Below are 26,210 nucleotides of genomic sequence, written 5' to 3' on the forward strand. Positions count from 1 at the left end.
CCTTATGACAACTGGCTTCCAAAACTTAGGTCTATCCGATAGCCGTCTCCAACATTTAGAAACGCTCGGATTTACCACCCCCACCGAAATTCAAACGAAGGCGATTCCCCTCCTTCTCGAAGGGCATGACATGGTAGGGATGTCCCAGACGGGAACCGGCAAAACCGCCGCCTATTCCCTGCCCCTACTGGAGCGGATCGACACGAAAAATCCCAACGTGCAGGCGCTGATCCTCACCCCCACCCGCGAGTTAGCGCAACAGGTGGCCAGCGCGATCAAAGATTTTTCCAACGATCGCCGTCTCTTTATCCTGACCGTTTGCGGCGGGCAATCGATGGAACGGCAGATCCGCAGTCTGGAAAAAGGCGTGCAGATCGTCGTCGGAACCCCCGGACGGGTGATCGATCTGCTCGATCGCAACAAACTCCATCTCGAATCCCTCAACTGGGCCGTTCTCGATGAAGCGGACGAAATGCTCAGTATGGGCTTTATCGATGACGTGAAGAAAATCCTCCAAGCCTCACCGAAAACCCGGCAGACCGCTTGTTTCTCCGCGACCATGCCCCGCGAGATCCGGGATCTGATCGCCAATTTCCTTAAATCTCCCGTTTCCGTGACGATCTCCCAACCCCAAGCGGCTCCCACGAAAATCGAACAGAAGATTTACATGGTTCCCCGCGGTTGGACGAAATTGAAAGTCCTGCAACCCCTGCTAGAGATCGAGGCGTTAGAATCGGCGATTATCTTCGTGCGGACGAAACAGACCGCGGCGGAACTCACCAGCAAACTGCAAGAAGCCGGGCAAACGGTGGATGAATACCACGGCAACCTCAGCCAGATCCAACGCGAACGCCTCGTACAACGTTTCCGCGAGGGGAAAATTAAACTGGTGGTGGCGACCGATATCGCGGCCCGCGGTCTGGACGTGGAAAATCTCAGCCACGTTATTAACTACGATCTGCCGGACAACGCGGAAACCTATATCCACCGCATCGGCCGCACCGGTCGCGCCGGGAAAACCGGGACGGCGATCTCCCTCGTCGAACCGATCGATCGTCGTCTCCTGCGCCAGATCGAACAGCGTTTACGTCAGCGTCTAGAGACGAGCAACATTCCCAGCCGGGCGGAAGTGGAAGCGAAACGACTGGCGAAACTGCAAAATCAGTTGAAAGAAGCCCTGTCCGGGGAACGGATGGCCTCGTTCTTGCCCCTGGTACGGGAGTTAAGCGAGGAGTACGATCCGCAGGCGATCGCCGCCGCCGCGTTACAGATGGTCTACGATCAGAACTGCCCGCAGTGGATGAAAACCGATTGGGAAGTTCCCGCGCCCGTTTCCAATAAACCGATCATCAACAAAACGCCCCGCGGCGGTAAGTACCCCAAGTCCAATAATCCCCGTCCCTATACGGACAGAAAGATCGCTTTCCAAGAGCGGTAAGAGAGGGAGCGGGAGCGCGCTTAACCCGTGAGCCGCTCTCGAAAATTCTTCCGGACGGGGGTGGCGATCGGTCGAGAAAATTACCGATCCCCGCGTATCCCACGACCCGATCGATTCTGTCGATCGTTTTTTTTTGCCGAATTTTTTTCAATACCGCTCGATGGCGATCGAGTCATCTTACAAAAGATATATTTATCGGTTCGGGATCTCGGATCGATCGCTAGACTTAACGATCGAAGCGTCAATCGACCGCGAAATTGAACGTTCTTCAACCAACGTGTTAGCGCGTTCCTAGGGGAACGGGGAGATCTCACGGGAGCTAGTGGCTCTCGGCTTGCCGGGACGCGCGTTTTTCCGTCGGGGGAACCGGAGCGGGCGATCGCGCGGGTAGGGAAATCGAGCGAGAACCCTACCTCGTTTTGGATGGGGGTGACGATCTCGATCGCCCGACGGTTATCCGGCGCGTCCCCGTCTCCCGCACCGTTCCGCTCGGCGGGCCGACCCCCCACAAAATTAAGGATCGGTCTACACTAGGAAAGACCAAGCTCGAATCGGTGGCGATCGATGTTCCCTTCTACTTGGAATTGGTTACAGACCGCGTGGCGGGTTTTTCACCTCAGTACCGATCGGATTCTCTGGAATTCTTTCCTCGCTTTTATTCCTTTATTTTGCAGTATTTGGTTATTCCGTCGCGCGCGTTCCCGTTCTTGGGCTTGGTGGGTTATTTTCTGGGTATTTCTCGCTTTTTTACCGAACGCGCCCTATATTCTCACCGATATCATTCATTTTATTTACTATGTCCGTCTGGGCTATTCTACCGGGATCATCATTCTGGTGTTGATCCCGCAGTATAGTTTATTTCTCTTCGCGGGATTTCAAGCTTATGTTCTTTCCTTGATTAATGTAGAGTTTTATCTCGGGAAAGAAAATTTAAAACGATTCGCGTTGCCGTTAGAGTTAGGGATGCACGCGCTCTCGGCGATCGGGATCTATCTGGGAAGATTTCTCCGACTCAACAGTTGGGATATTCTCGCCCAACCCGATGAGGTTTTCCGGGGTTTCGATAATTTTCTGGAAAAACGTCCGTTCGTTTTCACGCTAATTAGCTTCTTAATTATCTGGGGATTGTACGGGTTGGTGAAGCGAATCGATCTCGCTCTTTTTCCCTGTTTACTCAAAAACGGGAAAGTAAAAAAAAAGTCTAATGGTGGTTCGCGATTCGTGAGTTATCAGGTAGAGTCGAGCCGAAGAAACTAAACACGAAACTTCTATAATGAAGACAGGGACGGCTAGAGGAATAAATAGCTGAAACCTTTGCCAGATAAGAATTTTACAATTGAAAACCTCCTAAATACCCATTTTTGCTATCAGTAGCCCGATACAATTAATTAATACCAATTCGGGAAAGTCAAGCTACAGTTCTCGGCTTGGTATTAGATAACAGATCTCTGCAATTTTTTCTGACTCCTGACTCCCGCGGTTCGGTGGGTCACGCTTCGCTAACCCGCTCATGTGATGGTTATTCGCGTCTACCTCCTTAAAGTGCCAGAGCTTTCACGGCCGCTTTGATCAGGGAGTAGAAATTCGGTTGGGTGACATCTACCGATCGAGCGTTATCGCGACTATAGCCTAATAAGCCGATTTTTTGACCCTTTTGAACGGCGAGAACTTCCCCCCGCTCGTTTTTAATGCGGATCTCGTTGAGAGATTCTAAAAAGCTACAGGCATAGAAACGTCCCTCGTGGACGAAGCGCGCTTTTTTACCGCCGTTTTTTTCCGCCGGGAGACGCATTCCGATCAGTTCGATCTCGATCGAGCGATCGCCCTGCCAACTATTTTCTTGGAGTTTGTAGGCGATGTCGATGCGGTTCGGGAGGGGGAGATATTCGGCCCAACGCCAGGCGATCGCTTTTACTCTCGTGTCGTCATCTGTCGCGAGGATTAATTTAACGTGGTTTTTGCCGACTTTTTGCTGTTCTACCACGCGGACATTCGGTGTCCAGAAAACCGGGAATTGATTGCCGATGCCCCAGGGTTGTAGACTCTCTATCTGTTGGAACAGTTCGACGGTGATTTCCGAAAAATCCATTTCCGCGTCGATCTCGATCAGGGGTTTGAGGTGTTCGGGTTCGAGGAGTCGGTGAGCGAATTGACTGAGTTGTTGTTGGAAGCGATCGAGATTTCGCGTTTCCAGACTGAACCCTCCCGCCATTTTATGACCGCCGAATTTTCCCAGCAGATCGCGGCAGAATTCCAGCGCTTCAAAAACGTGAAATTCTTCGATTCCCCTGGCGGAACCGCGAATTTTTCCCGGATCTCCCTCCTCGTAGGTGCCGATAAACACGGGAACCCCGTAACGCTCCACCAATCGCGAGGCGACGATGCCGATCACCCCGTGATGCCAGTCGTCGCGCACCACCACCAACACGCGAGCGTCCCGCCAATTGATGGGCGTGGTTTCCACGAGTTCGATCGCTTCCCGTTCGATTCTCTCGCACAATTCCTGACGGGTGCGGTTGACCTCCTCGCACCGCATCGCCATTTCTACCGCGGTTCCCGCGTCGTCGGTGGTGAGGAGTTCGATCACCGTCCCCGGATCGCCGATGCGGCCGATGGCGTTGATTCTCGGCCCCAGTTTAAAGCCGATATCGTCCGGTTTCAGTTGTTTTTGTGCGTCGCTCACCCCGGACATCTGGATGAGAGCCTGTACCCCCGCGAGTCGCGAGCGCGGTAATCGTCGCAATCCCCGTTTCAGCCAGCGACGGTTCACCCCGACTAACGGCGCGAGATCGGCGATCGTGCCGAGGGTGAATAATTCGAGCAAACTTTCCGTTAATCCCTGTAATTTTCCTAATTCCCGCGCCGTACTCACCGCGAGGATGTAGGCCACGCCCACGCCGGCTAATCCGTGATAGGGGGAGGATTCCGGTAATAATTTGGGGTTGAGGATCGCGTCCGCGGGGGGGAGGGTTTCGGGGATGTCGTGGTGATCGGTGACGATGACGCTTAAACCTAGCTCGACGGCGAGGGCGATCGGTTCGAGGGCGGAGATGCCGTTATCGACGGTGAGAATCAATCCGATGCCGGATTCGGCGAATTCTTTGACGATGCGATTGTTGATGCCGTATCCCTCCTTCATGCGGCTGGGGATGGCGTGATACACTTCCGCGTCGAGGTGACGGAGAGCGCGCAGGAGTAGGGCCGTACTGGTCATCCCGTCCGCGTCGTAGTCGCCGCAGATGGCGATACTGTCGCCCGATCGAATGGTTTCGACCAATAAATCGACACTTTTCGCGAGATCGGGGAATTCTTCGAGCGGGGAGGGGAGGGGGTGGGATTCGGGATCGATGTGGAGTTTGGCGAGTTCGGGGGTGGTGATGCCGCGATTGATGAGTACGGTGGCGAGAAGGGGGGGGAATCCGGTCTCTTGCGCCAGTCGATCGACCCGATCGGCCTCGACTTCGGCGATCCGCCAGCGTTGGAGGGGATAACGGTAGGGCATGGGGAAACGGCGATCGATAGGCCGTTCATTGTACCGGAACTCGATCGGGGTGGGGAAAAACAAAACCTTACCGTCTCACAAAGTTAATGGTTACATCAATATTTCCCGTAATTCCCTTGAGCGCTCGCTGTAGTTCATCGATTCTCTGTTGGGGAACGGCACCGCGCACGAATACCGTATAAACGACCGGCGTTGTTCTCGGAAAATTTCGGAGAAGGTTCTCGATCGTGCCGGGGATCTGCATGATTTTATGAGATTCCGCGCTCTTGGTTTCCTTCATACTCATCGTGGCATCGAGGGTAAATTCTAACGGTTCGATTTGGTCGGGAGTGATTAACAGAGCGTCGGGATGTCGTTTCAGTCCCCGTAATCTCAAGTCACCTCCTTTAACCTCGACACGAGGTTCTTCTTTATCCCTTTGTTTGGGGTCTCCCGAGAGAGTGCCGAATAGACGGGGAGTGGACGGGAGCAGTAGCCCGGAGGGACTCGCGGTAAAGCCGTCGGGAGCCTCGAATGTCACGATCCCGCCTTTTTCTTTGGCAGTAAATTTCGCGTTCGGTTCAACCGGTAGCCCGGTTACTCCGGCGATCGCTTTCGTTGTATCTAACTCGAAATGTGCCGGGGAAGTCTGGGCGGTTTTCTGTTTGGGAACGGTGGGAATCGAACTAGCCCGCGGCGTTTTGGTCGAGATAACGGCGATCGTGACCGAACCTTGATCGGCTTCTTTTTCTACCTTGCTACTGTCATCTTTTACCGGGATAGAATGAATCTCGCCGTGAACGTGACTGGTTTCCTTCGTCTCGCTTTTCGCGTCCGTAACTAGCTCGAAAATGGTGATCTTGTATTTCGATTTGATCGCCGGGAGTTTTTTCTTGACCTGTTCGGCGGAAAGTTTTTTGTCATCTAAAAGGGTTCGCGCTTCGGCGATACCTTTGGCGAGATCGACTTTCTTCTGTTCCTGGGTGCGTTCTTCCGGTTTATCCTTTTTCCCGAAGAATTTGGCGAAGAGTTTTTTCGCGGTCGTGACGATCCAGTTTACTAACCAATCGATCGCCTTACCGAAGGGGGCGCGTACTTTCTCGAAGACTCCCAGGATCTTCGCGGCCACATTCCCCAATCCCGCGAAACCGGCGAGGAAACTAATGGCCAGCGAGAGCAATCCGGCGAGGGTCGATTCCACGCGTTTCGCGGCGGCGCCGATGACTCCCTGGGCGATCGAGACGATCGAGGCGATAAAACCGGACACGACCGCGGCGATCTTCGAGAGTTTCTGTACGAAAACCATTACCGTGTCATAGATGGAGAGGATCGCCGAAATAAAGCCCGCGCCGGGGATAAACATGGCCACCAGCTTGGGAATCGCCTTTTTCACCACCATATCGACCACGAAATCGGTAATCCCGCCGATCACCATATCCTTGAGATTGCCCAGTTGTTCCTTGATCTTGTCCCACGCGGCCGCCGGCCCTTGAGTCACGAGCGCTACCACGATATCGAAACCGGTTTCCATCGCTTTCACCGCGGTTTCGCCGACCACTTTCACCAGTTTCGCGCGGATATTCGCCCAGGTGAGTCCTAACACGGATAGGGCGAATTTGGCGATCTCGACGAGGGAGAAAGATTTCGGGATATAGACACCCGGCATCGCGCCGAGAAGCCAATCGAGTAACCCGGCTTTCAGGTGAGTGCCGATGTTGTCGGCGAAGTTGAGAAAGCCCAGTTTCGCCGCTTTGACGAGATTTCCGACGAAAGGTAGCGGATTTTTGAGAATGCTTCGTAGGGCGGCTCCGGTTCGCTTGACGTGAGCGAACGCGCCTGGACTCACCACGTCAAAGATAATTTCTAACAGGTTCCAGACGGCGTTACCGGCCCATCGCGCGAATTGACTGACGAACCCGCCGAAAACCTTGACTAATTTGCCGAAAGCGCGGGGAACGAGGATAATATCCGCGATTTCGAGCGCTTGTAGGGCGGCGATAAAGAGTCCTGGAATCTGACGGACGAAGGAAACGACGGAGGCGATCGCTCCCTTAAACCAAGCGGTCGCCCTCGCTACCCCGTTGGCTTTCTTGAGGTTGTTCCAGATCTCTTCCTGTCCGATTAGCTTCATGAAACCGCCGATTAATAGATCGGGGTTGAAGGGGACGGGATCGCCGGTGACGGGATCTTCGCCGAGGACGACTTTTAGGAGATCGTAGCCGGCTGTACCTTCGGCCAGTTTCGCGAGCGGACGGACGATCGCTTCTTTAATAAACTTGAGAATGCCGGTGACGAGACCTTTGGCGAAACTGATAATTCGATCGATCGGTTCGGTAAAGATACTTTTCGCGCGATTCCAAACGCCACCGAGGTCGAAAATATCTTTCCAACTGAGGGAATCGAGGAACGCGGTGATCGCCTGTTTGATGGAACTTCCCACCAGACCGAGGGTTTTGATCTGTTGTTCGACCCATTTGCCGACTTTTTCAAAGACCCCGTGATTATCGAGGGCCTGTACGATGAGACCGCCACCGGGGAGGAATTCCACCAACGCGCGCAGGATATTGGCGGCGCTTCGATCGACGGAACTCATATTAATGGGATTCACGCCGAGAATAATAGTAAACATCCGGAAACCGGGGATTAAATTCGCTTTATCGGCGAAATAATCGAGCGCGTCGCTGAGTCCGAGACGTTGTACCTGTACGGGGGCCTGTCGTGTTACCGAAACATCCTCGCTCCGTTGGATCGCCGCTCCCTGTTGGATAGTATGGGTTAATTCGTGGGCGATCAGTTCCTTGCCCTCGGGATGTTCCGGCTGAAATTGATTTTTTCCGAAGAAAATCTGATTGCCGACGGTAAAGGCGCGCGCGTTTAACTGTCGGTTCAATTTCGCCGATTTATCGCCGGTATGTACCTTAACATCGCTAAAATTGGCATTAAATCGCGGTTCCATGAAACGGCGCACGCTGAGGGGTAGAGGCGCGCCGGTGGTCATGCTATTGGCGATATCCGCGGATACGTTGGCGGCGATGTTGGGCTGGCCTTCTATCTTACGGTGGATTTTTTCCGCGGGAAATCGATCGATGTAGGGCGATCGGAATTTCGGCTGTATTTTTTGATCCTTCTCTGCCGACCCGATCTGCCGGAATACGCTACCTTCTGGGGTTTTCACGTAGGCGATCGATCCCGTGGGAATCGCCATCCGCATGATTTTCTTCGCGGTTCGATCGGCCTCTCTCTCCGCGGGATCGCCGGGGGAGGAGACTTTCATCGAGGACGGCTGTATCGTTCCCCTCGCGGTCGCGCGCGATACGGTCGCGGCGGGTTTGGCCACGATCGCGGGACGGTTAACGGTTTTCTGGCGAGAGGTTTCCATGATTTAGGAGTCAGGAGTCAGGAGTCAGGAGTCAGGAGGGAAGAGGGAGGCAGGAGTCAGGAGTCAGGAGGGAAGAGGGAGGCAGGAGGCAGGAGGCAGGAGGCAGGAGGCAGGAGGCAGGAGGCAGGAGGCAGGAGGTAGGAGGCAGGAGGCAGGAGGCAGGAGGTGAGGGAGATGACAATTAAAAATCCCCTTTTCCCTTTCCCCTTTTCCCGAAACCCTATCCTTTCCCTTCCTTGAGGAGTTCGCGGCGGATTCCTTCTTCTAGGTCGTCTAGTAAAATTAGGCTTTCTTGGCGGCTTAAGGCTTTTAACGAGGCGTAACGGACTACATTCACGATCGTACCTCCGGAGAGTTCGTATTTTTCGGCGATTCGGGCGAGATCGACGGTTTCCTCTAGGGTGGATTTGGGGGAAAAGGCTTCTTTCCAGAGACGGAATCGTTCCGGGGCTTTGGGCATGGGAAAATGGACGATCGACTGGAAACGACGCAGGAAAGCTTCGTCGATATTCGCTTTCAGGTTCGACGCGAGAATGACAACGCCGTTAAATTCCTCCAAACGTTGCAAGAGAAAGCTAATTTCCTGATTGGCGTAGCGATCGTGGGAATCCTCTACTTTCGTCCGCTTCCCGAAGAGCGCGTCCGCTTCGTCGAAAAAGAGAATCCAGCGTTGATTTTCCGCGGTATCGAAGATTTTGGCGAGGTTTTTTTCCGTTTCGCCGATATATTTGGAGACGATCAGGCTTAAATCGATTTTATACACGTCCCGATCGCAGTATTTACCCAGTAAACAGGCGGAAAAGGTTTTTCCCGTCCCCGGCGGCCCGTAAAATAGGCTGGTAAATCCGGGACGCAGGCGATCGAACATTCCCCAATCGTGTAAAAGCGTGTCCCCGTACAAGATCCAGTGTTTGATCTCCTCTAGCTGTTCGAGGGTGGAGAACGGGAGTACCAACTGTTGCCAATCGAGTCGCGTCTCGATCGCCCGCGCGGGAAATTCTCGGTTAAAGTGCGGTTTTCGGACGGTTCCGGTGGTTAATCGGTCGAGAACCTCGCGGGAGAGGGTTAAGGTGCCGCTTAATAATGGTTCGTTCGGCGCGGTGGGGGAGAGAGAGAGAATATCGTGACGGGAGAAGGTTCGATCGCTATCAAATAGCTGGATAGCTTGAAAACGCGCCGCGAGATCGTCCCCGGCGACTAAAAACGCGACGGTTTCGCCGGTGGGAATAAATCCCCCGTGCGTTGCGCCCTGCATACCGCCGAATTCGGTAAATCCCCGCTCGATGGCCTCGTTTTTCGTCCAGAGGATATCGAGTAACTGGGGACGGACGTGGGGAATCAGCGCGAGGATGACCGCGAGACGTTCTTCTAGAGAAAAGGCGTATTGTTGGAGAAATCGGGCGTATTCGGAATCCTGTAAATCGGGAGGGGGAATTTCCCGGATCGAGGCGATCGATTTCCCGTCGGTTTCGGTGTGAAAATACAGCCTCAGCCGCGCGTCGAGAACTTCCGCGAACCAGGTGAGTTCGCGTTCGAGATCGGTCGCGTTATCGGTTAAAAGGTCTGCCATTCGGTGTATAGGGGGGATTTCATCCGGGGAAGTTTGATAATGCCGATACTCCAGGGGAGATGTTGCAGGAGGAGATCGAAAGCGCGGGGTTCGATTTGTAGTAGCCAACCGTTTTCGGTTTTCCGCAATAGTCCGGGACGCTGAAGGAAGGAGGAACGTAATCCCTCGATCGATGTATTCTTGAGAACGTTCCAGTAGTGGATCGCCGAGTGCAGGACGGTTTCGGCCTCGGATCGATCGATCTCTCGTAACGTTCCCGCGGCCGAGAAAAGCGGGGTTTCCGGTTCCAATCCCAGGAGGATTTTTATCAGGCCGAGTTCGTATTCGTGCAGATCCTCCCGGCCGGTGGCGAGGAAATACAAGAGCGTTGCGGCCCGATCGCGATGCCCTATCCCGTCGGGTTCGGTAATTCCTGCCGCATCGAAAAGTGTCGTTAGGAAGGGATGGAGCAAGATTAACCCGGTATGGAAGACGGAAAGGGGAAATTTCGTTTCGGTCGCGGGAATTTCGGGAGGGAAAGGGCTGTCTCGATCGAGCGCTCCGATCTCTCGATCGAGGGTTCTATTTTCATTCGAGGGCGATATTTGAGGTGAAATAGTATTTTCGTGGCTTAACGGTTGTATTTCCTGGGTTTCTAGGGGATTATTGGAGAGGGAAGCGGTGGGGTTCGAGCGATCGGAGAGCCAGCGCGCGACGGGGACGGGAAGATAGGTTCGGAACGCGGGGAGATCGATCCCGGTTTTCGATAGGGATCGATCGATCGCGGTGTCGAGATCCGGGGACGGGAGGGAGTTCGATCGCGAGGCTAACGCGACGATCTCGGCGATGAGATGGATTCGATCGGGATTATTTAGGGGAATCGTGGGGGAATCGAGAATAAATTGAATTAATTGCAGAATTATCGCTTTTTCCAGTTTGAAAAATCGCTCGGCTAGGGTTTCGAGGAGGGGGACGATTTCCGTTTCCGGGAGAAGTTGGAACCAGCGGAAGTAAAAAGCGGGCGCGGGCGGGAGCGAAGCGCTGCTGCAAGCAGATCGGGTTTCGAGCGCGTTCAGCAGGGACGATCGTTCCTGTTGGCAGGTTTCCCGCAATTCGATCGAGATTTCCGATGCGGACTCGCTCGCTACTTGCCAGGGGATCGATCCCGTCCGGAGGTAGTGCAGTAAAATCTCGAACCGGTTTTGTCGCGCGGTGATCTCGCGGGCGATCCCGTTGGCTGTCGAGGTCGGTAATGAGGCTCGATCGAGCGATCGCAGTTGTTCGCGTAACTGTCGGTAGAGGATTTCGGGGAGGATTGCCAGTAAATCGCCATCCGCGGGAATTTGTAGGCGAAATTCTAGCTTGGGGATGTGAAGGGTTCGATCGTCGTTACCGATTTCCTCGAACGCGCGATCGAGGACGGGAAGGAAAATTTCTTGCCAGCGATCGTGTAAATTTTTACGAAGGGTAAACGCTCCCGTTCGATCGCCGGTTGCGATCGTACAGCGCAGTTTACGAATTCGATGGGTTCGATCGGGCATTTTGGGGATGGGGGGATGGGGAAGGTGAGGGAGATGGGGGAGGTGAGGGAGATGGGGAAGGTGAGGGAGATGGGGGAGATGGAGTGACCGTATTATCTCCTCCTGCCTCCTGACTCCTGACTCCTGCCTCCTGCCTCCCCTTTATCGATTTATCAGGTTGCCGATGATGGTTTTTATTCCCGCGCTGGTGGTGCGTTTTTGGAGGTTGTTTAATTCGGTTTGGAGGTTGCGGTAGGCTTGTCCCTCGCGCGATAGATTTCCGAGGCTGTTGGAAATATCGAGTACCGCGCGGAATCCCTCACTTCCGGAGGAAACATCGACGTTCGATCGAGCGATGTAATCGGTGGTTTTTTGAATCGATGTCGCTAGTTCCGTTTCCGCTTGTCGCACTTTTTCCGTGATTGCCTGACGCTCGACATCGGTTAAAGTCGGTCTGCCGAGTTGTTGTTTTTGATAGGCGAGTTTTTCCTGATTGAGAGACACTTCTCGCATCTGAAATCCTAGCTCTGGATTCGTGTATTGGAAAGCGATTTTCGGTTCTATCTGGCTGAAAATACCGATGGTTGAACTCACGTAATCCTTATAGATCTCCATGTATTTCTGTTGTTGATCGATCGGTCGGGTGAATACCGGTTCAAAGGTGAAATCATATAAACGCTGATTGAATTCCGGTTCTTTTAGGAAATCGGTCAATCCTTTTTTCACGGAAGGTAGAATTCGGATACCTCGATCGATCACGAAATCCGATCGGATCGGTGGTTTCGTCAGCGGTGGTTCATCGGGTACTTCTTCCCCTTGATCTTCCCAATAGTAGGACAACATAAAATCGGCGACGACGGTATTCGCGCTATCGTGAACTAACACGAAAGTTCCTCCCCGCGTCACACCAGCCGAATGTTCTACCCCCGGATGCTCGGTGATAAATTTCGTGAACAATAATTTTTCATCTGCCGCGTCTTCTTTCCTTTGGATAATCGCGTCGAGCCAATCCAGCCATTGTAGACGACTGTTGCCGATGATAGAGTCAAAAGGGGTGGTGAATTCTGTTTTCACCACATCGCCGATATTGTATTTAAATTCACTCGCGGCCGTCACCGTTTGCGAGACATCGGCTAACCAAGTTTTATCGGCACTATATGCCGTGTAACCGCGATTTAATTTCGTTGCGGCGGAGCTTGCTTTTGCTTTAACAATATCGTTGCGTTGTTCCGCGTCTCGCTTGAAGTCAGTCGCTTTACTTTCTCCCGTGACTTTTCCATCGACTTCTAGTTTAAATTTATCGCTAAATCGGACTACTTCATTCAGTTGATGGTAGGCATCCTGTCGCCATAGATAATGTAGGCGATGGAGATCGCTATAGCGAGTCCCCGGACGTTTGATGACTTTCGTTTTGTCGATTCCGAGCAAAACCGATCGAACGGTAAAGGGCAAATTTTTCGCAATAATTTCATTCTGTAAAGTTTGCAAAACGATATTGACATCTTTGCCGATATGTCCTTCGATTCGGAACAAAGAAAAACGACCGATCGATACAGCGAGAGGATTGGCGGCCGCACCAACCGCTCCGTAATTCGACGCTTGATACCCGTAATTTCGATTGGCCGTCCCGCGTTGACTCAGGGAATAATTCCAATATTGATGGATCGGGTTTGTCGAGTTTATAAGATAGTAATAGGGAATCGATCGCTCTTCTAACGGATGGTCTTCCGATAGACTGGGAGTAATGCGAATTGGCGCGGAAACGGGAGGGACTTGGAAAGTTTGAATGAGGGTATCCAGTTTGCGGGCGAGAAATTTGATATGATTGAACGAGTCGGTATTTTGACTAACCGCGGGAGACGGGTAAAAGGGGGTACGATTGTTATTCGGATCGGTAGTGTTGACGACATCCCCTAATAATAAGTGTTTGGGAAACCAGTTCAGATCGGGACAGCATAGGGTCGTATTCCCGAATAATAACTCTCGAAATTCTTGATAGGTCTCGATAACATCTTTGAGAAAACCGTAATAGTATTGAATGCCCAAGGTTGTATTCGTAAAAGTACCGAGTATACTCGTGAGTTTGGTTGTCCAGGCATTACTCGGATTCGAGGGGAAAACATCACCGAGAAACGCGGAACAGTTAGGATAAATTTTCGATAAGGCGGCTATTAATTTGTTGTGGAGGGTAGTGCAGACAGTACGGTACGTTTGAGCGAGTTCATTAATAGAAATAAAATTGTTAGAGATGAACGGTCGATCGATCGCGATTTCATCAAGGTTTTTATAGGCGGAATCTGGAGTCGGTATCGTCGGTTTTAGAAGGGAGTTGAGCGAGCTTTTTTCGATCAATAATATTTTCGGTGTTTCCTGGCAATCTTTGCCTAGATTATCACAATCGGTTCCCGTACAGAGATCGGGATCGTTAATATAACTTTCCACGAACGCGACCGCGACCATATTTTTTAAATCTTTATTAGTTCGCGCGGTAAATTCATTTAAGAAAGCGATCGAAAGTCGATCGTCTTTCGCTTCCTGACGGATTAACTCGTAAACGGGAACGGGAACTACATCGCCGTTAATATTTTCCCCTTGGTAAAATGGGGCGTATTTGGGATAGGATTTATCGTATTGTAGATAGCGATCGAACCGTGTATCGGTGTTATAATAGAATAGGTCGCCATCGGTGGTAATCCCGATTCCTTTCGTCACGAGAACTTTGTTATTTTCTAGAGAAACTCGCAAGCCAGCGATCGTCCCCACCCCTAATAAATAGACTCGGGTTAAACGGTTTTGGTCGTTTAAATAGTTCGTGACACTATTGAGTTGACTTTCGGTGAGAACCTGATCTTTTTCAAAGATGCTGTAATCGGTGGTGATTTCTTGGAGAGTTCTAAAAATGTCTGTCATGGTGGATCGTCCTAGAGAATCGAGAGAAGAGGGTTACAGATTAGCTTTCAATGCTTTTCTCACTACCGAGAATGGTTTGTCCGAGGATAAACTTCGCTTGATTTTCCTCGCTGTCGCACTCGTGCAGTTTTCGAGGAGGATAAACGTTTTTAACGGCAAAGAGTTTTTCAATAAATTTCTGGAGTTTTTCGGTTCGATCGCCGGTATCCACCTCCGCTTTTAGGTAAATCCACTCTCGGTATAATTTCTCGAATTCCGCCATATTTTCCTGGTCGATCCAGCAGATTTTCGGTAGGATATGCGCGGGGGTTTCCTCGCGGATCACTTCCTCTACAAACTGTCGGAAGTGCGAGTTACGGAAGCGATCGCTATATGCGGGAAGAACGATCGAGAGACGGTAGGAATAGGGATCGGCCTCGGCACAATCGGTACAATTCGGGTTAGGACAGATCGGCAAAAACGGGTCGTCTTTTTCTTCCGGAAGGAGTAAAATATGCTCGATCGCGTACATTCCCTCGCCCCCGTCGCTTAAATTCCGTCGTCGAAAATCGCGAATTCCTAGCAGTTTCGCCAATCGTTTCTCGAAACCGGACACGTTTTCATCATCCCAGAAATCGTTATCTTCCGTGAGGCTATAGGTATACGCTAACCCGCGTTCTCGGCTAATCGTCGGATAAGTGCTTAAAAACTCACACTTAAGACGGATGATATTTTCGGGGCTTTCCTCGAACGCGGAATAGAGAATATTGGCGAGATCGGTGAATCGGGACGAGAAACGGGCGATCAGATGATCGAGAAAGCGATTCCGTCGATCGAATTTCGTTTCTTCCTCGCGCTGGTTACTGGCATTTTGTAGGTTATCGATGACATCATTTCCCGCGTAGATGCGTTGGTAATCGGCGAAAGAAGTCACCAGCGAGGAATAATAGGTTCGCCGGAGATCCGGATCGATCGAGAACAGTTCTTTCACCCTTACCAGTTGCGCGAGATAGTTCGCCAGAATCTGATCGAAAAACAAGAGATAGGCTTTTAATTGATAGGCTAACGCTTTACGTCGATCGTCGGCCGCGCTTCCTAAACCGGCGGGACTTAGCCCGTAAATCTCGGGAAAATGGTTTTGTAAGGAATAATAAGTATCGATCGCTCGATCGGTTCCCAACGGGATCGGTAGATCGTTCGGGGAATCCGTCGCGGGGGAATTGTTGGTGGTTTCCCCCTCGAAAGTTCCCGGAACTACGGGCATATTTCGTTTATAAAAAACCAAACGAGACGCGGTAACATTCAAGCGAGCTTGTTTTCCCCCATCGATGGGAATCACCCATTTATTCTCTAGGGAAATATTCTGTCCTTCCGGGTTGATGACGATATCCCGAACCGCTTGTACTCCCTCGATATCCATCAAAATACTGATAATATCGGAAAGACGAATTTCTGTCCGTAGATCCGCTTTTTTTAATTCTCCGTCATCGATAAAACCGTTTTCTAGCGCCGGGCCGTCGAAAATCTCGTCCACGGTGTAGGGAGTGCCGTCGAATTTTGTTCGATCGAGCATTTCCCCGAGGCTATAAAAGCGGACGCTCGGGGCTAAATATTCCTGTATTTGTTCGAGTAGAATCGCTTGTACTTTCGTCACGTTCGCGTCGGAGGTGAGTTCGATTTCCGCGCACAGTTGAAAGTCTTGAGTTTCGACCGCCGTGAATGCTACAAAATCCTCGCAGAGATTCCGATTTATCTGTAGTTTTTGCCGCGCGAACCCGAGGATTTTTTTTCGGGTATCTTCCGCTTCGATATCTCGATCGAACTCGATTTTAATATCGTATAATCCCGCGATATTTACGGGAACGATTCCCTTCCCTCCCGGATCTTCCCGTAACACTTTTCCCTTTTCCATATCCGCGTAATAAGTTAGGCCGTGCGGATACAACCAAGCGTTTTTAATCCCCTCGATGTCGATGAGAATTTTTCGGTAATCCAAGAGAGTCAGCGCGCGGTTAGGTAGGATCTCCCGCGCGGTGAATAAACACTGTTGAATTCCGTCGGTTTCCCCGTGGTAACTCGCTAGTAAATCCTCGATCGGCAGAGAGGTTCGGTAACTTAAATCGGTCAGCGCGTAGGATAATATCTCTAGGATCGTGATGCCCGGATCGTGAACGTTATAATCCGTCCAGATCCGGCTAGATAATCGCTGGATATACTGTAATCCGATCTCGTATAATCGCTGACGATCCATCGGCAACGGTCGAGATTGTTTTTTAGGAATCGTGAGTTGGGACAGCATTTTTCCTAGCCGATGGGATTAATGAGATGGGTGGAATCGGAAACGAGAATCGTTGCGGGGGTTCGGGGTCGCACCTCGTTACTGTCAGTATAATCGGGAATTTCTCCCGTGAAGCTATACATTTTAAAATCTGTAACATAATCGACATAAGTTAAATCTTCGACGAAATCGAGCAAGACGGATTTATAGATTTTCCCCCCGAAGGAAATCTCTCGATCGATGTCGTAAGCCCAAGGCGATAGAAATTGAATAATTTCTCGCTCTAATAGCGTTTTATAAAAGTTAAATTCGTACTCGGGATAGAATCGAACTTTAAAATCTAGTTTGATTTTTTGATAGGTGGGATTTTTGACCTTAATTTTTACCTGCATCCCCGCACGATCGACAACGTGTTCCGTGATTCGATCGAGCGTATTCGCGTCCACTTTCGGCGCGAGGGGATCGATCGCGTTTTTATTTCTCAGATCGGGAATCACCACGATCAACACGTTCCCCGGAGATAACCAAGAATTTTCCGTCGCGTGGGGAATACATTTTACTTTGTGAATTTTCGGGAAAGCTTCCAGAATAATTCGCTCGTAATCCCAAGGAGTAATACAGCGATTTTTATGGCGTAATCTTTCGGAAACACGGGTATAAAAAGCGATATCGGTTTCTACGGGAGTTCCCCCGAAAGAAGCGTAGGGTTGTTTTACTGTTTTGATCGCCGAGATCCCGTCCTGAAAGCGGGTAATTTTTCCCGGTTCCAAGGCTGTTTGTAAATGTTCGGGATCGTTACCTCGATCGATAAATCGGGCCTCGATCGCGTTAGCTACCACGTCAATGAATTGACAAACGGCGTTACTATTATTAGAGATCGAGACTTTTATCCAGATAAGATCGCTCGGTAAAACCGTGTTTTCTTTCGTGGCCGAGAGGGGAATGACGAACTGAATGATACCGCTGGTGAGCAGTTGATTGGTAGTGTCGAGAATCACCTCGGATCGATCGAGCGGTTGCCAATAGTTATCACATAAAACGAACCAAGAAAGATTTTCCGACACTACATCTGGGTTCGCACTTCCCTCCGCTACCTGAAACAACACGCTAACACTATCCCCCGCGTGTAACGCGTCGAAACCGATTAACATTTCTCCCGCGTGGGTGTATTTCGGTAGAAGGGAAATGTTCGGCGAGATCCCCGCTTTAATTCGCATTTCTAGCTGTTGTCTTTGGTAGCCGTGTTCCCGCGTGACCCCGAAGTAACTGACGTGGAAAAAATCGAGATCGGGATTGACAAAATCGGCGAGATCGAGGGAGGATATTTTTACCCGATCGCATCTCGCTTTATAGGCGAGGGTAACGCTCTCGATCGCCGGAATATAAGGTTCATTCAAGATCACGAGCGTGTCGGTTTTTCCCGCGCCGTATTTCATCACGTTCTCGATGTATTTCTTCCGGTAGGTTTCCTGAAGAAAATCTCGATCGAGCGAAAACACCAGCGCTCTCGGTGTCGTTTCGGTCATCTCGCTCTGATAGGACGCGAGAGCGGGATTTTGTAGGATTAAATTTCGGGCGGTTTCCCGCGCCCACGCGCTAGTCATCGCGCTCAAAACGTGAACTTTCATCCCCTCACTAACTTTCGGCGAGACAGACGGACTACTCGCCATAAAGGTCAGCGTTTGATTAACCGTGGCATTATTAGAATTAAACAGCGGTTTGCTCCCGGTATACGCCCAACTTCCGCCGTCTTGAAAGGTGATATTCGTGGTAAACGAGGAGTTCGTGATATTCGATACCCCGTAATGTTGATAGTGCGTGTTAAAATTGGTCGGCGTATCTTTCCAGTCGATCGTGATAGAAACTTCCGAGAGTTTTTTCGCGAACGCTTCCGGATAGTCGATCGAGAAACGGGAACCTCTCGTCGGCCGCGGGCCGAAAGGAAGAAAGGCTTTTTTCGGATCGATCGCTCCCCCGTCCCCGTTTAGATTTAAAGAAGCGATCCCCGACACCTCGACGGCAACGCTGGCGGCTTCTACCGTTACATTATCGAAATCGAGATAGCCGAGAACGTTATTACCCGCGCGGATGAGAATCTGCACGATCGGGCCGCGAACATCGTAGGAATAGCCGTGAATCTCGCGATTATAGTCCACGATCGCCGGTTCGCTCGCCGCCACGGTAAAATCGAAGGTCAGAACGTTATTAGAGCCGATTTTCGGGGAAACGGTGCGGGATAACCAGCTTTTTTCGGCGGTAATATACACGTCGAAGGCATTTTGTAGGGATTGGTTATTGATCCTCGCGAAATCGACTCCCTGCAATTCTAGGGAAACGATCACTTTTCGCGTCCCCTCGCGCATTCGCAGGACGGGAGAGGCGATCGAGAAACCCACCTCGGCGATCGGCAGATCTTTATGACCGAATCCCGACCATTTCGGCTCGTTTTCCGGTAATTTCCCGCCCAATCCGTCCGAGGACTTGGCGATCGGCGCGCGACGGATCGTTCCCCGTCCGGATCGATCGAGAAAGATCGAGCGGATATCCACGACGCTCGCGGCATTAATCACGGTTTCCCGCGTCGGAGCGTAGAGTAATTCTCTATCGATCGGGTCTTTTCCCGCCGAAAAGAGGTTTTCCGGTAATATCCGCACCGGGGCGACGTTTTTTTTCAGTTCGAGGAGAACATGAACCCGATCGGCGATCGCCGTTTTTTTCCGGTTCCGCAGGACATCCCGATAATAAAAATCGAGATGGCGCGCGGTGATTTTATTGATCTCGCTCTGTGGCTGTTTGTAAAGCTCTAGAAAGGTCAGAAATAAAGCGAGATGCGGCGGAATATCGGCTTTTTCACCCTGTAATAGCTCTTCGGGAATGATGTCCTCGCCAAAAAAGGTACTCCAGTCCCCCGACGGGGTGACTGGATTATCGCGGTAGAAATGGACGGATTCGGCCAGCGATCGGGCGATTTCGAGCAGATCCGCGCTCGTCCGCTCGTCGATATCGGCGAAACCCGCTCCCAACTCCCGAGGGAATCGCTCGCGCTGGCTCTGCCCGAGTTGAAAAATTAGTTTGCCGATGATGTCTTGTTCTGACATACTAGATTTTTTTGAAAAAGTAAAGTATTTGTATCAAAAAATAATTCTCGATTTTCTCGAAAAAAATAACCTAATTTCGCCTCCTACCCCCATCTTCCCCCTCCTTATCCTCCTGCCTCCTGCCTCCTGCCTCCTGCCTCCTCATAAATAGCCTCCTACGACATTTTTGACCTCGTTACTGTCGGTGGTACTGAAGGGATAAACGAGGTTGTAGCGCGAGTTCGTCGCCTGAATTTTGTATTCCAGTATCAGGGCGAGTCGTCCCTCGTTCTGTGCCGAGGTGTCTAAATCGAGCGACAGTAGATCGATGCGGGGTTCGTAGATGGCGATCGCCACGCGGACTCGATCGAGCAAAGCCGTTTTTTCGGTCGTACCGATCAGATCGAAAACGAGTTCTCGCGTATCGAGTCCGTATTTGGGATTGAGAAAACGTTCGCCGAACGCCGTCCCGAAAAGGATTCGCAAGCTAGATTCGATATCGCGTTCATCGGAAATCATCACCACTTTTCCCGTCTCCTGGATAAATTCGGGGGGAAAACTCCAGCCGGTGCCGAGAAAGGACGTGTAGGTTAGGTCGGACATGGCGATCGCTCCTCCTTTAGTTAATCATTACGGTCGGTTCGCCCACGGCCGCCATCGCCCCGCAGATACAGGCATCGGTCGTCCTCAGCGCCGGTCTCCCGCCGATCAGTACCTTCGCGCTACCGGCGGGAAAAATACTCGCGGTCGGTTGATGTCCACTGGGAGGCAACGCGCAAAGATGACTATCACCGACCACGGCCGCGGGTTTGCCGCCGATCAGGACGTTGCTAACTCCGGGCCCGACGATCGTTCCCCCGTGATTACTGATATCGCCGACTCTAACCGCTGGTGGCATAGTTCTCGATTCTCCTAGTGAATTGATATCGCTCGCGGGGATGGGGAGATGGGGGAGTTTTTGGGGGGGAAAGGGGAAGGGGAAAAGGGAAAAGACTACTTTTAAGCCCTTCACCTTTACCCTTTCTTTGCCCGACACCCTCCTAATTAATCTGCACCAAACTCCCTTTCACATTCGTGATGGCGGTACTGGAAAGTTCCGCGCCGGCGTTACCGGTCAAAGTGAGTTGGTTGCCGGCTTTAATCGTGATCGAGTCGGAGGATTCAAAGGTAACGGAGGTCGCGACTTTTAGGACGATCGCCTTATTACTCTGAATCTGGATTCCGTCGGAATTCATCACAATTTTGTTACCGTTTTGATCTTCTAGGCGAAGTTCTTTTTTCTCCTCGTTCAAGTTAAGTTTATTGCCCGCGGGAGTTTCTAATCGAATCGTTTTTTTCTCGTCATCGAAAAAAAATTGCATTTTCGATCGACTTTGATAACCCTTCCGGTGATTTTTATCGGAACCGGTTAGCGGCGGTGCTTTCGCACTGCTGTGCAACATTCCCAGAATTACCGCCTGTCGGGGATCGTCGTTGAAAAACCCTAACACCACCTCGTCACCTATCTCCGGACGGAAAAAGAAACCGCGACCGTTTCCCGCGTCCACAGAAGCCACCCGCGCCCAGGTTCCCTCTTCCCCTTCATTGACGAGGGGCATTTTCACCCGTACCCGGTGTTCCCCGTCCGGATCTTCATTGCTGACCACGATACCGATCTGTAAACCGTTAATCCCCGGCAGAAGGGCGGCCGCGGGGGGCGCGGTAATGTCGCGTTCCGCCGATAGCCATTGATTCCCGGTTCCGAATTGGATATGCGTTTTCCAGCCACCGACGAGGTTGGCTTCGTGACGGACCCCGGTGACGAACACGTTCCCGTTATAGCGATCGCCGACCCCGCTTAATTTGACCAGATCGCCGGGGTTTACCGTGGCGATTCCCTCGCATTTGATCCGCCCGTTGACCTTGCCCATTTTCGACTGTAGCCAGCGCGCGTCCGCCCAAGCTTGCGCCTCTTCCTCGCCGAGTGCCGGATGTTGGAGACGATAGAACGGTAAATCGGTCACTTTGGCCAGGTTTTTCCCGCTTAAATTCCCCGGCGCGTCGAGGTCGGGATCTTTCGCCTCCTTCTCGACCACGCTCTGCCTTCCCGCGTCCCAGGTGACACTTTTTACCCCGTTGTACTGGCAACGCGCGTCGATCTCCGCGTCCATTTCCAGGATTGTCGAGCCGTATTGCAGGGTACAGACGGGATTTCCGGTGAAATTCGGGGTTTTGACCTTCACCCGATCGTCATCGGTCAGGATAATTTTGCCGTTAACCTCGGCGCGGGAGAGGAGGAAATCCCACGCGGTCGAGTTATACTGCACTTGATGCGGGTGAATAACGTTCGTTTTGTCCACTTCCGCCTCGATGCCCGCTTTTTTGAAGATCTCCTCGATGATCTGGCTGTCGGAGCGATCGAAAAAGTAGGCGTTTTCCCGGCCGACGGTGAGTTTAAACGCGGCGTGACGGCACTCGACGATCAACTGTGACGCGCTATTCTGCCTCGTTTTCACCTCCTGCCGGATAATCATTCCCTTGAATAGCGAGACCGGATCGTTGAGCGCGCCGGCGAGAATTTCGATTTTTTGCCCCGGAATCAATCGATCGGAGTTACTGAGGGGAAACCCGCCCGCGGCCGCGGTTCCGTCGAGATACACGAGGCGAGCGCCGGCGATTTTATTGACCGATTTGATCACGGAAACCGATAGCAATTGGTACTCGCGTCCGATCGCCTCACCGTTGACTTTGACGGTGAATTCGCGATGTTCGGCGGAAATCGGTAAGGTTCTGGTTTCTGGCATCGCTATTTTTCCAGGGGGGGGAAGAAAATTTTGCTACCGGGAGCGAGTTTTTGGAAATTGTCGAGGCGGTTAGCGCGGGCGACATCGAGATAGTAGTCGGGGTCGCCGTAAATCTCGTAACAGAGACCGGGTAAGGTTTCCCCGGCTTTGACGAGATGGACGCGGGTGAGATCGGGCGATCGATCCCTCGCCATCGCCTGACGGGTTTTATCGTCGGAATTATCGGTAAAATTGGCGGTAATAATCGCCCGTAGGGGAATTCCGTCCGGTTGGAAGAGTTTATAGGCGATCGAGGCGCTTTTGAGAACACAGCGCTTGACCTGAAGGGTTCCCCACATCACTTTCAGATAATTCGGTCGGTGAATCTCGCCGTTATACCCCGTGACGCTTTGAAATTTAGCGATTTCTTCCTGTACGTCGATCTTGGTTCCGTTCGCACCGGTTCCGTCGAGAAAGAAGGTGAGGGAGAGATCGCCCGGTTTGGCCTTTTTAAAAGTCATCCGGCTATTGGTCGTCCCGGCCCCCTGCGCGCTGTCGTACTCGATCTCGTAGGAAAGGGTAATCTCGCTCGGATTGACGTAGGCCGAAAATTCCGCCTTCGGTTGTCCGGAATAGTCCGGCTTCTCGAACGCTTGAATTCGCAGTTTTTTCAGTTGCCCCCGATCGCTCATAACTTTAGCGCTCTTCCTTCTGTTTCAAGATTTCCAGCACCCGTTCGACGCATTCCTCGATAATGCTCTGTTTATCATCGGTCGCGTCCGGGGTCGAGGTCGCCCCCCCGGAGGCTTGATTGCTGACTTCCACGGAAATCACGACTTCATCGACTACGATCGGCATAATTTCAGGATTTAACGAGGGTAAAGTATTGATAGAACAGTTGTAGGCTCTCGATCACCACCGCGTTATTCGAGGCGTTAAAATCGCTGACCGCCCATTTAGTCGGGTACGCTTTTACCACGTTCCACGTCAACAGCGGTTGGTGTTCTTCATTGAGAAGCTTGATGAAAACATCCTTCGGCTGAATTTGATAATCCTCGATACACTGACGAACCCAGTCGATCACGGGAGAATTAATCAATAAACCGCGTTTAAGGACTAATTCCGGATATTTCGTGCGAGTGGGATACTTCTGGATAAAGCGGTTTTCCCCTCCCTCGGCGATTTCTTCCGTCCCCATCTCCACCGATAAACCGCCCACTTCGGTGAACCGGATATCGTTCTCGCCGGCGAGATCCTGCACCTCGACGGTAAAATGAAAGCCGACCGGCGGGTAATAGTTAGCCATTATTCCTCGGGAATAGAGATAGTAAGACCCTCGTGCGCGACTTCAATGGATTCGATCGCTATCTCGTTCCCCATCGCTTTTAACTGCGGCCCTTCTACCTTGACCGGAAAAGCGTTTTGCGCCGTCCAGGTCATCACCGGATTGTTATTTTCATCGCGCAAGCTGATAATAATATCCCGCCGTTCCACGGTGTTCATTTTCACGGTGGTTAACCATTTAAAGAAATCGTTATCCCCTTTAAAAACCCCGCGTTTCATGACGATATTATTGAACTTCCGCAAACCGGGCATTTTAATCGCCGAGAATTCTTTAAAAGAACCATCGCGATACTCGATCGCCTGATTTTCCTGCGTCAATCCGGTCACTTCGGTAAACCCGACGGAGAATTCCCCCCGCGAACTTCCCCCCCACGTTACCGTAAAATGAAACACGGGCAGGGGATACACTTTTCTAACATTTTCAGTCGGCATAATCGGCTCCTATTTTCGGGTAAGTTTTTAGACCGTAGGGTGGGTTAGTGAAGCGTAACCCACCAAGAAATAAGAGATAGGAGGATAGATTACCCCCTTTCCCCGTTCCCTCAAGAAGTTTGTAATTTGTGCGAGAACTTGAGAATAATAAACTCCGCGGGACGGACGACGGCCATACCGATTTCGACGTTCATGCGACCTTCGAGGATATCCTGAGAGGTCATGGTCGTACCGAGGCCGCATTTGACGAAAAAGGCTTCTTTCGGGGTCGCGCCGGCTAACGCTCCCTCCCGCCATTTCTGGGTGAGATAATTCTCGATCGAGCCGCGCACTTTCACCCAGGTATTCCCGTCATTCGACTCGAATACCGCCCAGTAAGTCGATTTTTTAATCGATTCTTCCACCATATTAAAGAAGCGTCTCACGGAAATATATCGCCATTCGTTATCGTTTCCCGCTAAGGTTCTCGCCCCCCAAACTAACGTTCCCTTGCCACTAAAAGCGCGGATCGCGTTGATCGATTTGCCCGCGTTCGGGTCGATATTCAAGTCATCAGTTTCCGTTTCATCGAAGTTATAAACCGGTTCGATCACGCCGGTCAAACTAACATTCGCCGGCGATTTCCACACCCCGCGCTGATTATCGACCAGGGAATAAATCCCGGCGATCGCCCCGCTCGGTGGTAGGATCGTCGCGGTGTCGTTAATTCCTTTGATGATGTTCTGATACACCGGATAACTATCGTAGAGACTCTGTTCGTAGGCGCGCGCGTATTGCGCGGCGGACGCGATAAAGCTCTTGATCGTCTCGTCAATAATGGTGAAATTTTTGTTGAGATTGGGTAGGAGCGCGTCGCCTTTTTTCGCGTCGGTATCCGCGTCCGCGGGGATCGCGGTAGTCGAGGCGGCCGGTGACGATCCCGCGAAGATTCCCCCCCACCCGGAAGCGATCGGATCGGGGTCGATACTCCATTGAGCGGTATAGTCATCCGCCGCGACTTTTCCATCCAATTCTTTCTCGTTACTAATAATTTCGCTAAAGACATTTTTCAGCGAATTGGCGATCGAGTTCTGGATATCTCCCCGGAAAGCGACGACTTTGACTCCCGTACTGGCATCGAGAAGACCGTCCACTAACTCGGCTAGTTGATAGAGATAGGCGAAGATCGCTTGTAGGTTGGCGAGGGTTTGACTATTCTTGTAAGTCGAGAGTAATGTTTCGTACTTGGAACCGATCGAGTTCGCTCCCGCTAAAAGATCCGTGATTTTTCCCTCGATCTTGGTTCTGTCCGCGAGCGCTTTCTCTAGATCGGCGATTAAAGTCTGGATTCCGGTATCGGTGGTTAGAGAGCTTAAGTTAACGGAAATCGTTCCTTTTTTGAGAACGCCATTTTTCTTGATCGCCGAATAGGAAACGTTTTTGCTGTAATTTACCTTTAGCCACGGACTATAGACCGCACCGTATTTTAGATCGTTAATACCGATATTATTCCGGAAAGAAACCCCGTTCGGATCGTCGTTTCGGGTATCTAGAATACTCACTCGATCGCCCAGTTTGGCGCATTGTACCAGCGCTTTTTTCTGCACGTCTCCTAGATTGTTCGCGCTCAGACCGGCGGCATCGGGAAAGAGCAAGATCGTCGGTTCATCGTATTTTTTGAGAGCTTCGATCCCGTCTTTTAATTTATCTCGATCGATCGCCTCCGCGTAGGAACCCACGGAGACGATATAGCAATTCCCGCCCCCATTATCGAAGAAAAGCCGTAGACTATCGTAAAGATAGTAATTGCTGGTAAAGGTAGCCTTGAGAAAATTATTGTTCGCGTCGAGTAACACCTCGGAAACCGAGATCGCCGGTGCTTTACCGAAATAGGTCTCGAACTCTAGGAGGGATTTAATCTTCGTGGGAACGTTTTTCAGATCGCTTTCCGATAGAAGTTTCGCGCGTTCGGTATAACCGATAAAAGCGGGGATCGCGGTTTCTACTTCCGCGACGGAAGGGGGAAACAGGGAAATTTCCTGGACGTACACGCCGGGGGTTTTGTATGCCATAGTTTTGCGC

At 51.4% G+C, this 26,210-nt stretch carries 19 protein-coding genes; 3 read left to right on the forward strand and 16 right to left on the reverse strand.

Going from position 1 to position 26,210, the window contains the following annotated elements; translation table 11 throughout:
- The first annotated feature begins 4 nt into the window (after nt 1–4).
- On the forward strand, nt 5–1,438 hold the full coding sequence (locus V0288_RS10705; RefSeq protein ID WP_332865080.1) for a DEAD/DEAH box helicase: 1,434 nt from the start codon (nt 5–7) through the stop codon (nt 1,436–1,438).
- 80 nt (nt 1,439–1,518) lie between these two features.
- On the opposite strand, the gene V0288_RS10710 is transcribed toward V0288_RS10705, so the two are convergent.
- Nucleotides 1,519–1,947, reverse strand: a complete 429-nt coding sequence (locus V0288_RS10710) for a hypothetical protein (protein WP_332865081.1) — start codon at nt 1,945–1,947, stop codon at nt 1,519–1,521.
- A gap of 55 nt (nt 1,948–2,002) precedes the next feature.
- Between V0288_RS10710 and V0288_RS10715 the strand changes: the two genes are divergently transcribed.
- Entirely contained in the window at nt 2,003–2,695 is a 693-nt protein-coding gene (locus tag V0288_RS10715; protein WP_332865082.1) for a DUF1361 domain-containing protein, read from the forward strand.
- 280 nt (nt 2,696–2,975) lie between these two features.
- On the opposite strand, the gene recJ is transcribed toward V0288_RS10715, so the two are convergent.
- Both recJ and V0288_RS10725 read right to left on the reverse strand, forming a co-directional pair.
- Nucleotides 2,976–4,940, reverse strand: a complete 1,965-nt coding sequence (gene recJ, locus V0288_RS10720; RefSeq protein WP_422661959.1) for a single-stranded-DNA-specific exonuclease RecJ — start codon at nt 4,938–4,940, stop codon at nt 2,976–2,978.
- Between the two features lie 67 nt (nt 4,941–5,007).
- Nucleotides 5,008–8,094 (reverse strand): DUF4157 domain-containing protein, encoded by a 3,087-nt coding sequence (locus tag V0288_RS10725; RefSeq protein WP_332865084.1) that lies wholly within the window; start codon nt 8,092–8,094, stop codon nt 5,008–5,010.
- Between V0288_RS10725 and V0288_RS10730 the strand changes: the two genes are divergently transcribed.
- Nucleotides 8,038–8,439, forward strand: a complete 402-nt coding sequence (locus V0288_RS10730) for a hypothetical protein (protein WP_332865085.1) — start codon at nt 8,038–8,040, stop codon at nt 8,437–8,439. The genes V0288_RS10725 and V0288_RS10730 overlap by 57 nt on opposite strands.
- A 79-nt stretch (nt 8,440–8,518) precedes the next feature.
- Here the strand turns inward: V0288_RS10730 and V0288_RS10735 are convergent, their stop codons facing one another.
- The 13 genes from V0288_RS10735 to V0288_RS10795 all read right to left on the reverse strand — a co-directional run bounded on the left by V0288_RS10735 (nt 8,519) and on the right by V0288_RS10795 (nt 26,200).
- The gene (locus V0288_RS10735) at nt 8,519–9,868 is read right to left on the reverse strand and encodes an ATP-binding protein (protein ID WP_332865086.1); all 1,350 of its coding nucleotides are present in this window, start codon (nt 9,866–9,868) and stop codon (nt 8,519–8,521) included.
- Nucleotides 9,853–11,388, reverse strand: a complete 1,536-nt coding sequence (locus V0288_RS10740; protein ID WP_332865087.1) for a contractile injection system tape measure protein — start codon at nt 11,386–11,388, stop codon at nt 9,853–9,855. The genes V0288_RS10735 and V0288_RS10740 overlap by 16 nt, the downstream gene beginning before the upstream one ends.
- A 141-nt stretch (nt 11,389–11,529) precedes the next feature.
- Nucleotides 11,530–14,277, reverse strand: coding sequence for a hypothetical protein (locus V0288_RS10745; protein ID WP_332865088.1), 2,748 nt, complete (start codon nt 14,275–14,277; stop codon nt 11,530–11,532).
- 40 nt (nt 14,278–14,317) lie between these two features.
- On the reverse strand, nt 14,318–16,555 hold the full coding sequence (locus V0288_RS10750; protein ID WP_332865089.1) for a hypothetical protein: 2,238 nt from the start codon (nt 16,553–16,555) through the stop codon (nt 14,318–14,320).
- A gap of 5 nt (nt 16,556–16,560) precedes the next feature.
- Nucleotides 16,561–19,632, reverse strand: coding sequence for a baseplate J/gp47 family protein (locus V0288_RS10755; RefSeq protein WP_332865090.1), 3,072 nt, complete (start codon nt 19,630–19,632; stop codon nt 16,561–16,563).
- A 141-nt stretch (nt 19,633–19,773) separates the two neighbouring features.
- A complete protein-coding gene (locus tag V0288_RS10760) occupies nt 19,774–20,214 on the reverse strand; it encodes a GPW/gp25 family protein (RefSeq protein ID WP_332865091.1) in 441 nt (146 codons plus the stop codon).
- Between the two features lie 16 nt (nt 20,215–20,230).
- On the reverse strand, nt 20,231–20,509 hold the full coding sequence (locus V0288_RS10765) for a PAAR domain-containing protein (protein ID WP_332865092.1): 279 nt from the start codon (nt 20,507–20,509) through the stop codon (nt 20,231–20,233).
- A gap of 142 nt (nt 20,510–20,651) precedes the next feature.
- Nucleotides 20,652–22,394, reverse strand: coding sequence for a type VI secretion system tip protein VgrG (vgrG, locus tag V0288_RS10770; protein ID WP_332865093.1), 1,743 nt, complete (start codon nt 22,392–22,394; stop codon nt 20,652–20,654).
- A 2-nt stretch (nt 22,395–22,396) separates the two neighbouring features.
- Nucleotides 22,397–23,065 carry a CIS tube protein gene (locus V0288_RS10775; RefSeq protein ID WP_332865094.1) on the reverse strand — a complete coding sequence of 223 codons (669 nt, stop codon included), beginning with the start codon at nt 23,063–23,065 and terminating at the stop codon, nt 22,397–22,399.
- A gap of 4 nt (nt 23,066–23,069) precedes the next feature.
- Nucleotides 23,070–23,231, reverse strand: coding sequence for a DUF5908 family protein (locus tag V0288_RS10780; protein WP_332865095.1), 162 nt, complete (start codon nt 23,229–23,231; stop codon nt 23,070–23,072).
- Nucleotides 23,232–23,235: 4 nt separating this feature from the next.
- A complete protein-coding gene (locus V0288_RS10785) occupies nt 23,236–23,679 on the reverse strand; it encodes a phage tail protein (protein ID WP_332865096.1) in 444 nt (147 codons plus the stop codon).
- Nucleotides 23,679–24,149 (reverse strand): phage tail protein, encoded by a 471-nt coding sequence (locus tag V0288_RS10790; RefSeq protein ID WP_332865097.1) that lies wholly within the window; start codon nt 24,147–24,149, stop codon nt 23,679–23,681. Before V0288_RS10790 ends, V0288_RS10785 begins: the two co-directional genes overlap by 1 nt.
- A 110-nt stretch (nt 24,150–24,259) precedes the next feature.
- On the reverse strand, nt 24,260–26,200 hold the full coding sequence (locus tag V0288_RS10795) for a phage tail sheath C-terminal domain-containing protein (RefSeq protein ID WP_332865098.1): 1,941 nt from the start codon (nt 26,198–26,200) through the stop codon (nt 24,260–24,262).
- Nucleotides 26,201–26,210 lie beyond the last annotated feature (10 nt).

This window comes from Pannus brasiliensis CCIBt3594, assembly GCF_036688125.1.
Classification (GTDB): Bacteria; Cyanobacteriota; Cyanobacteriia; order Cyanobacteriales; family Microcystaceae; genus Pannus; species Pannus brasiliensis.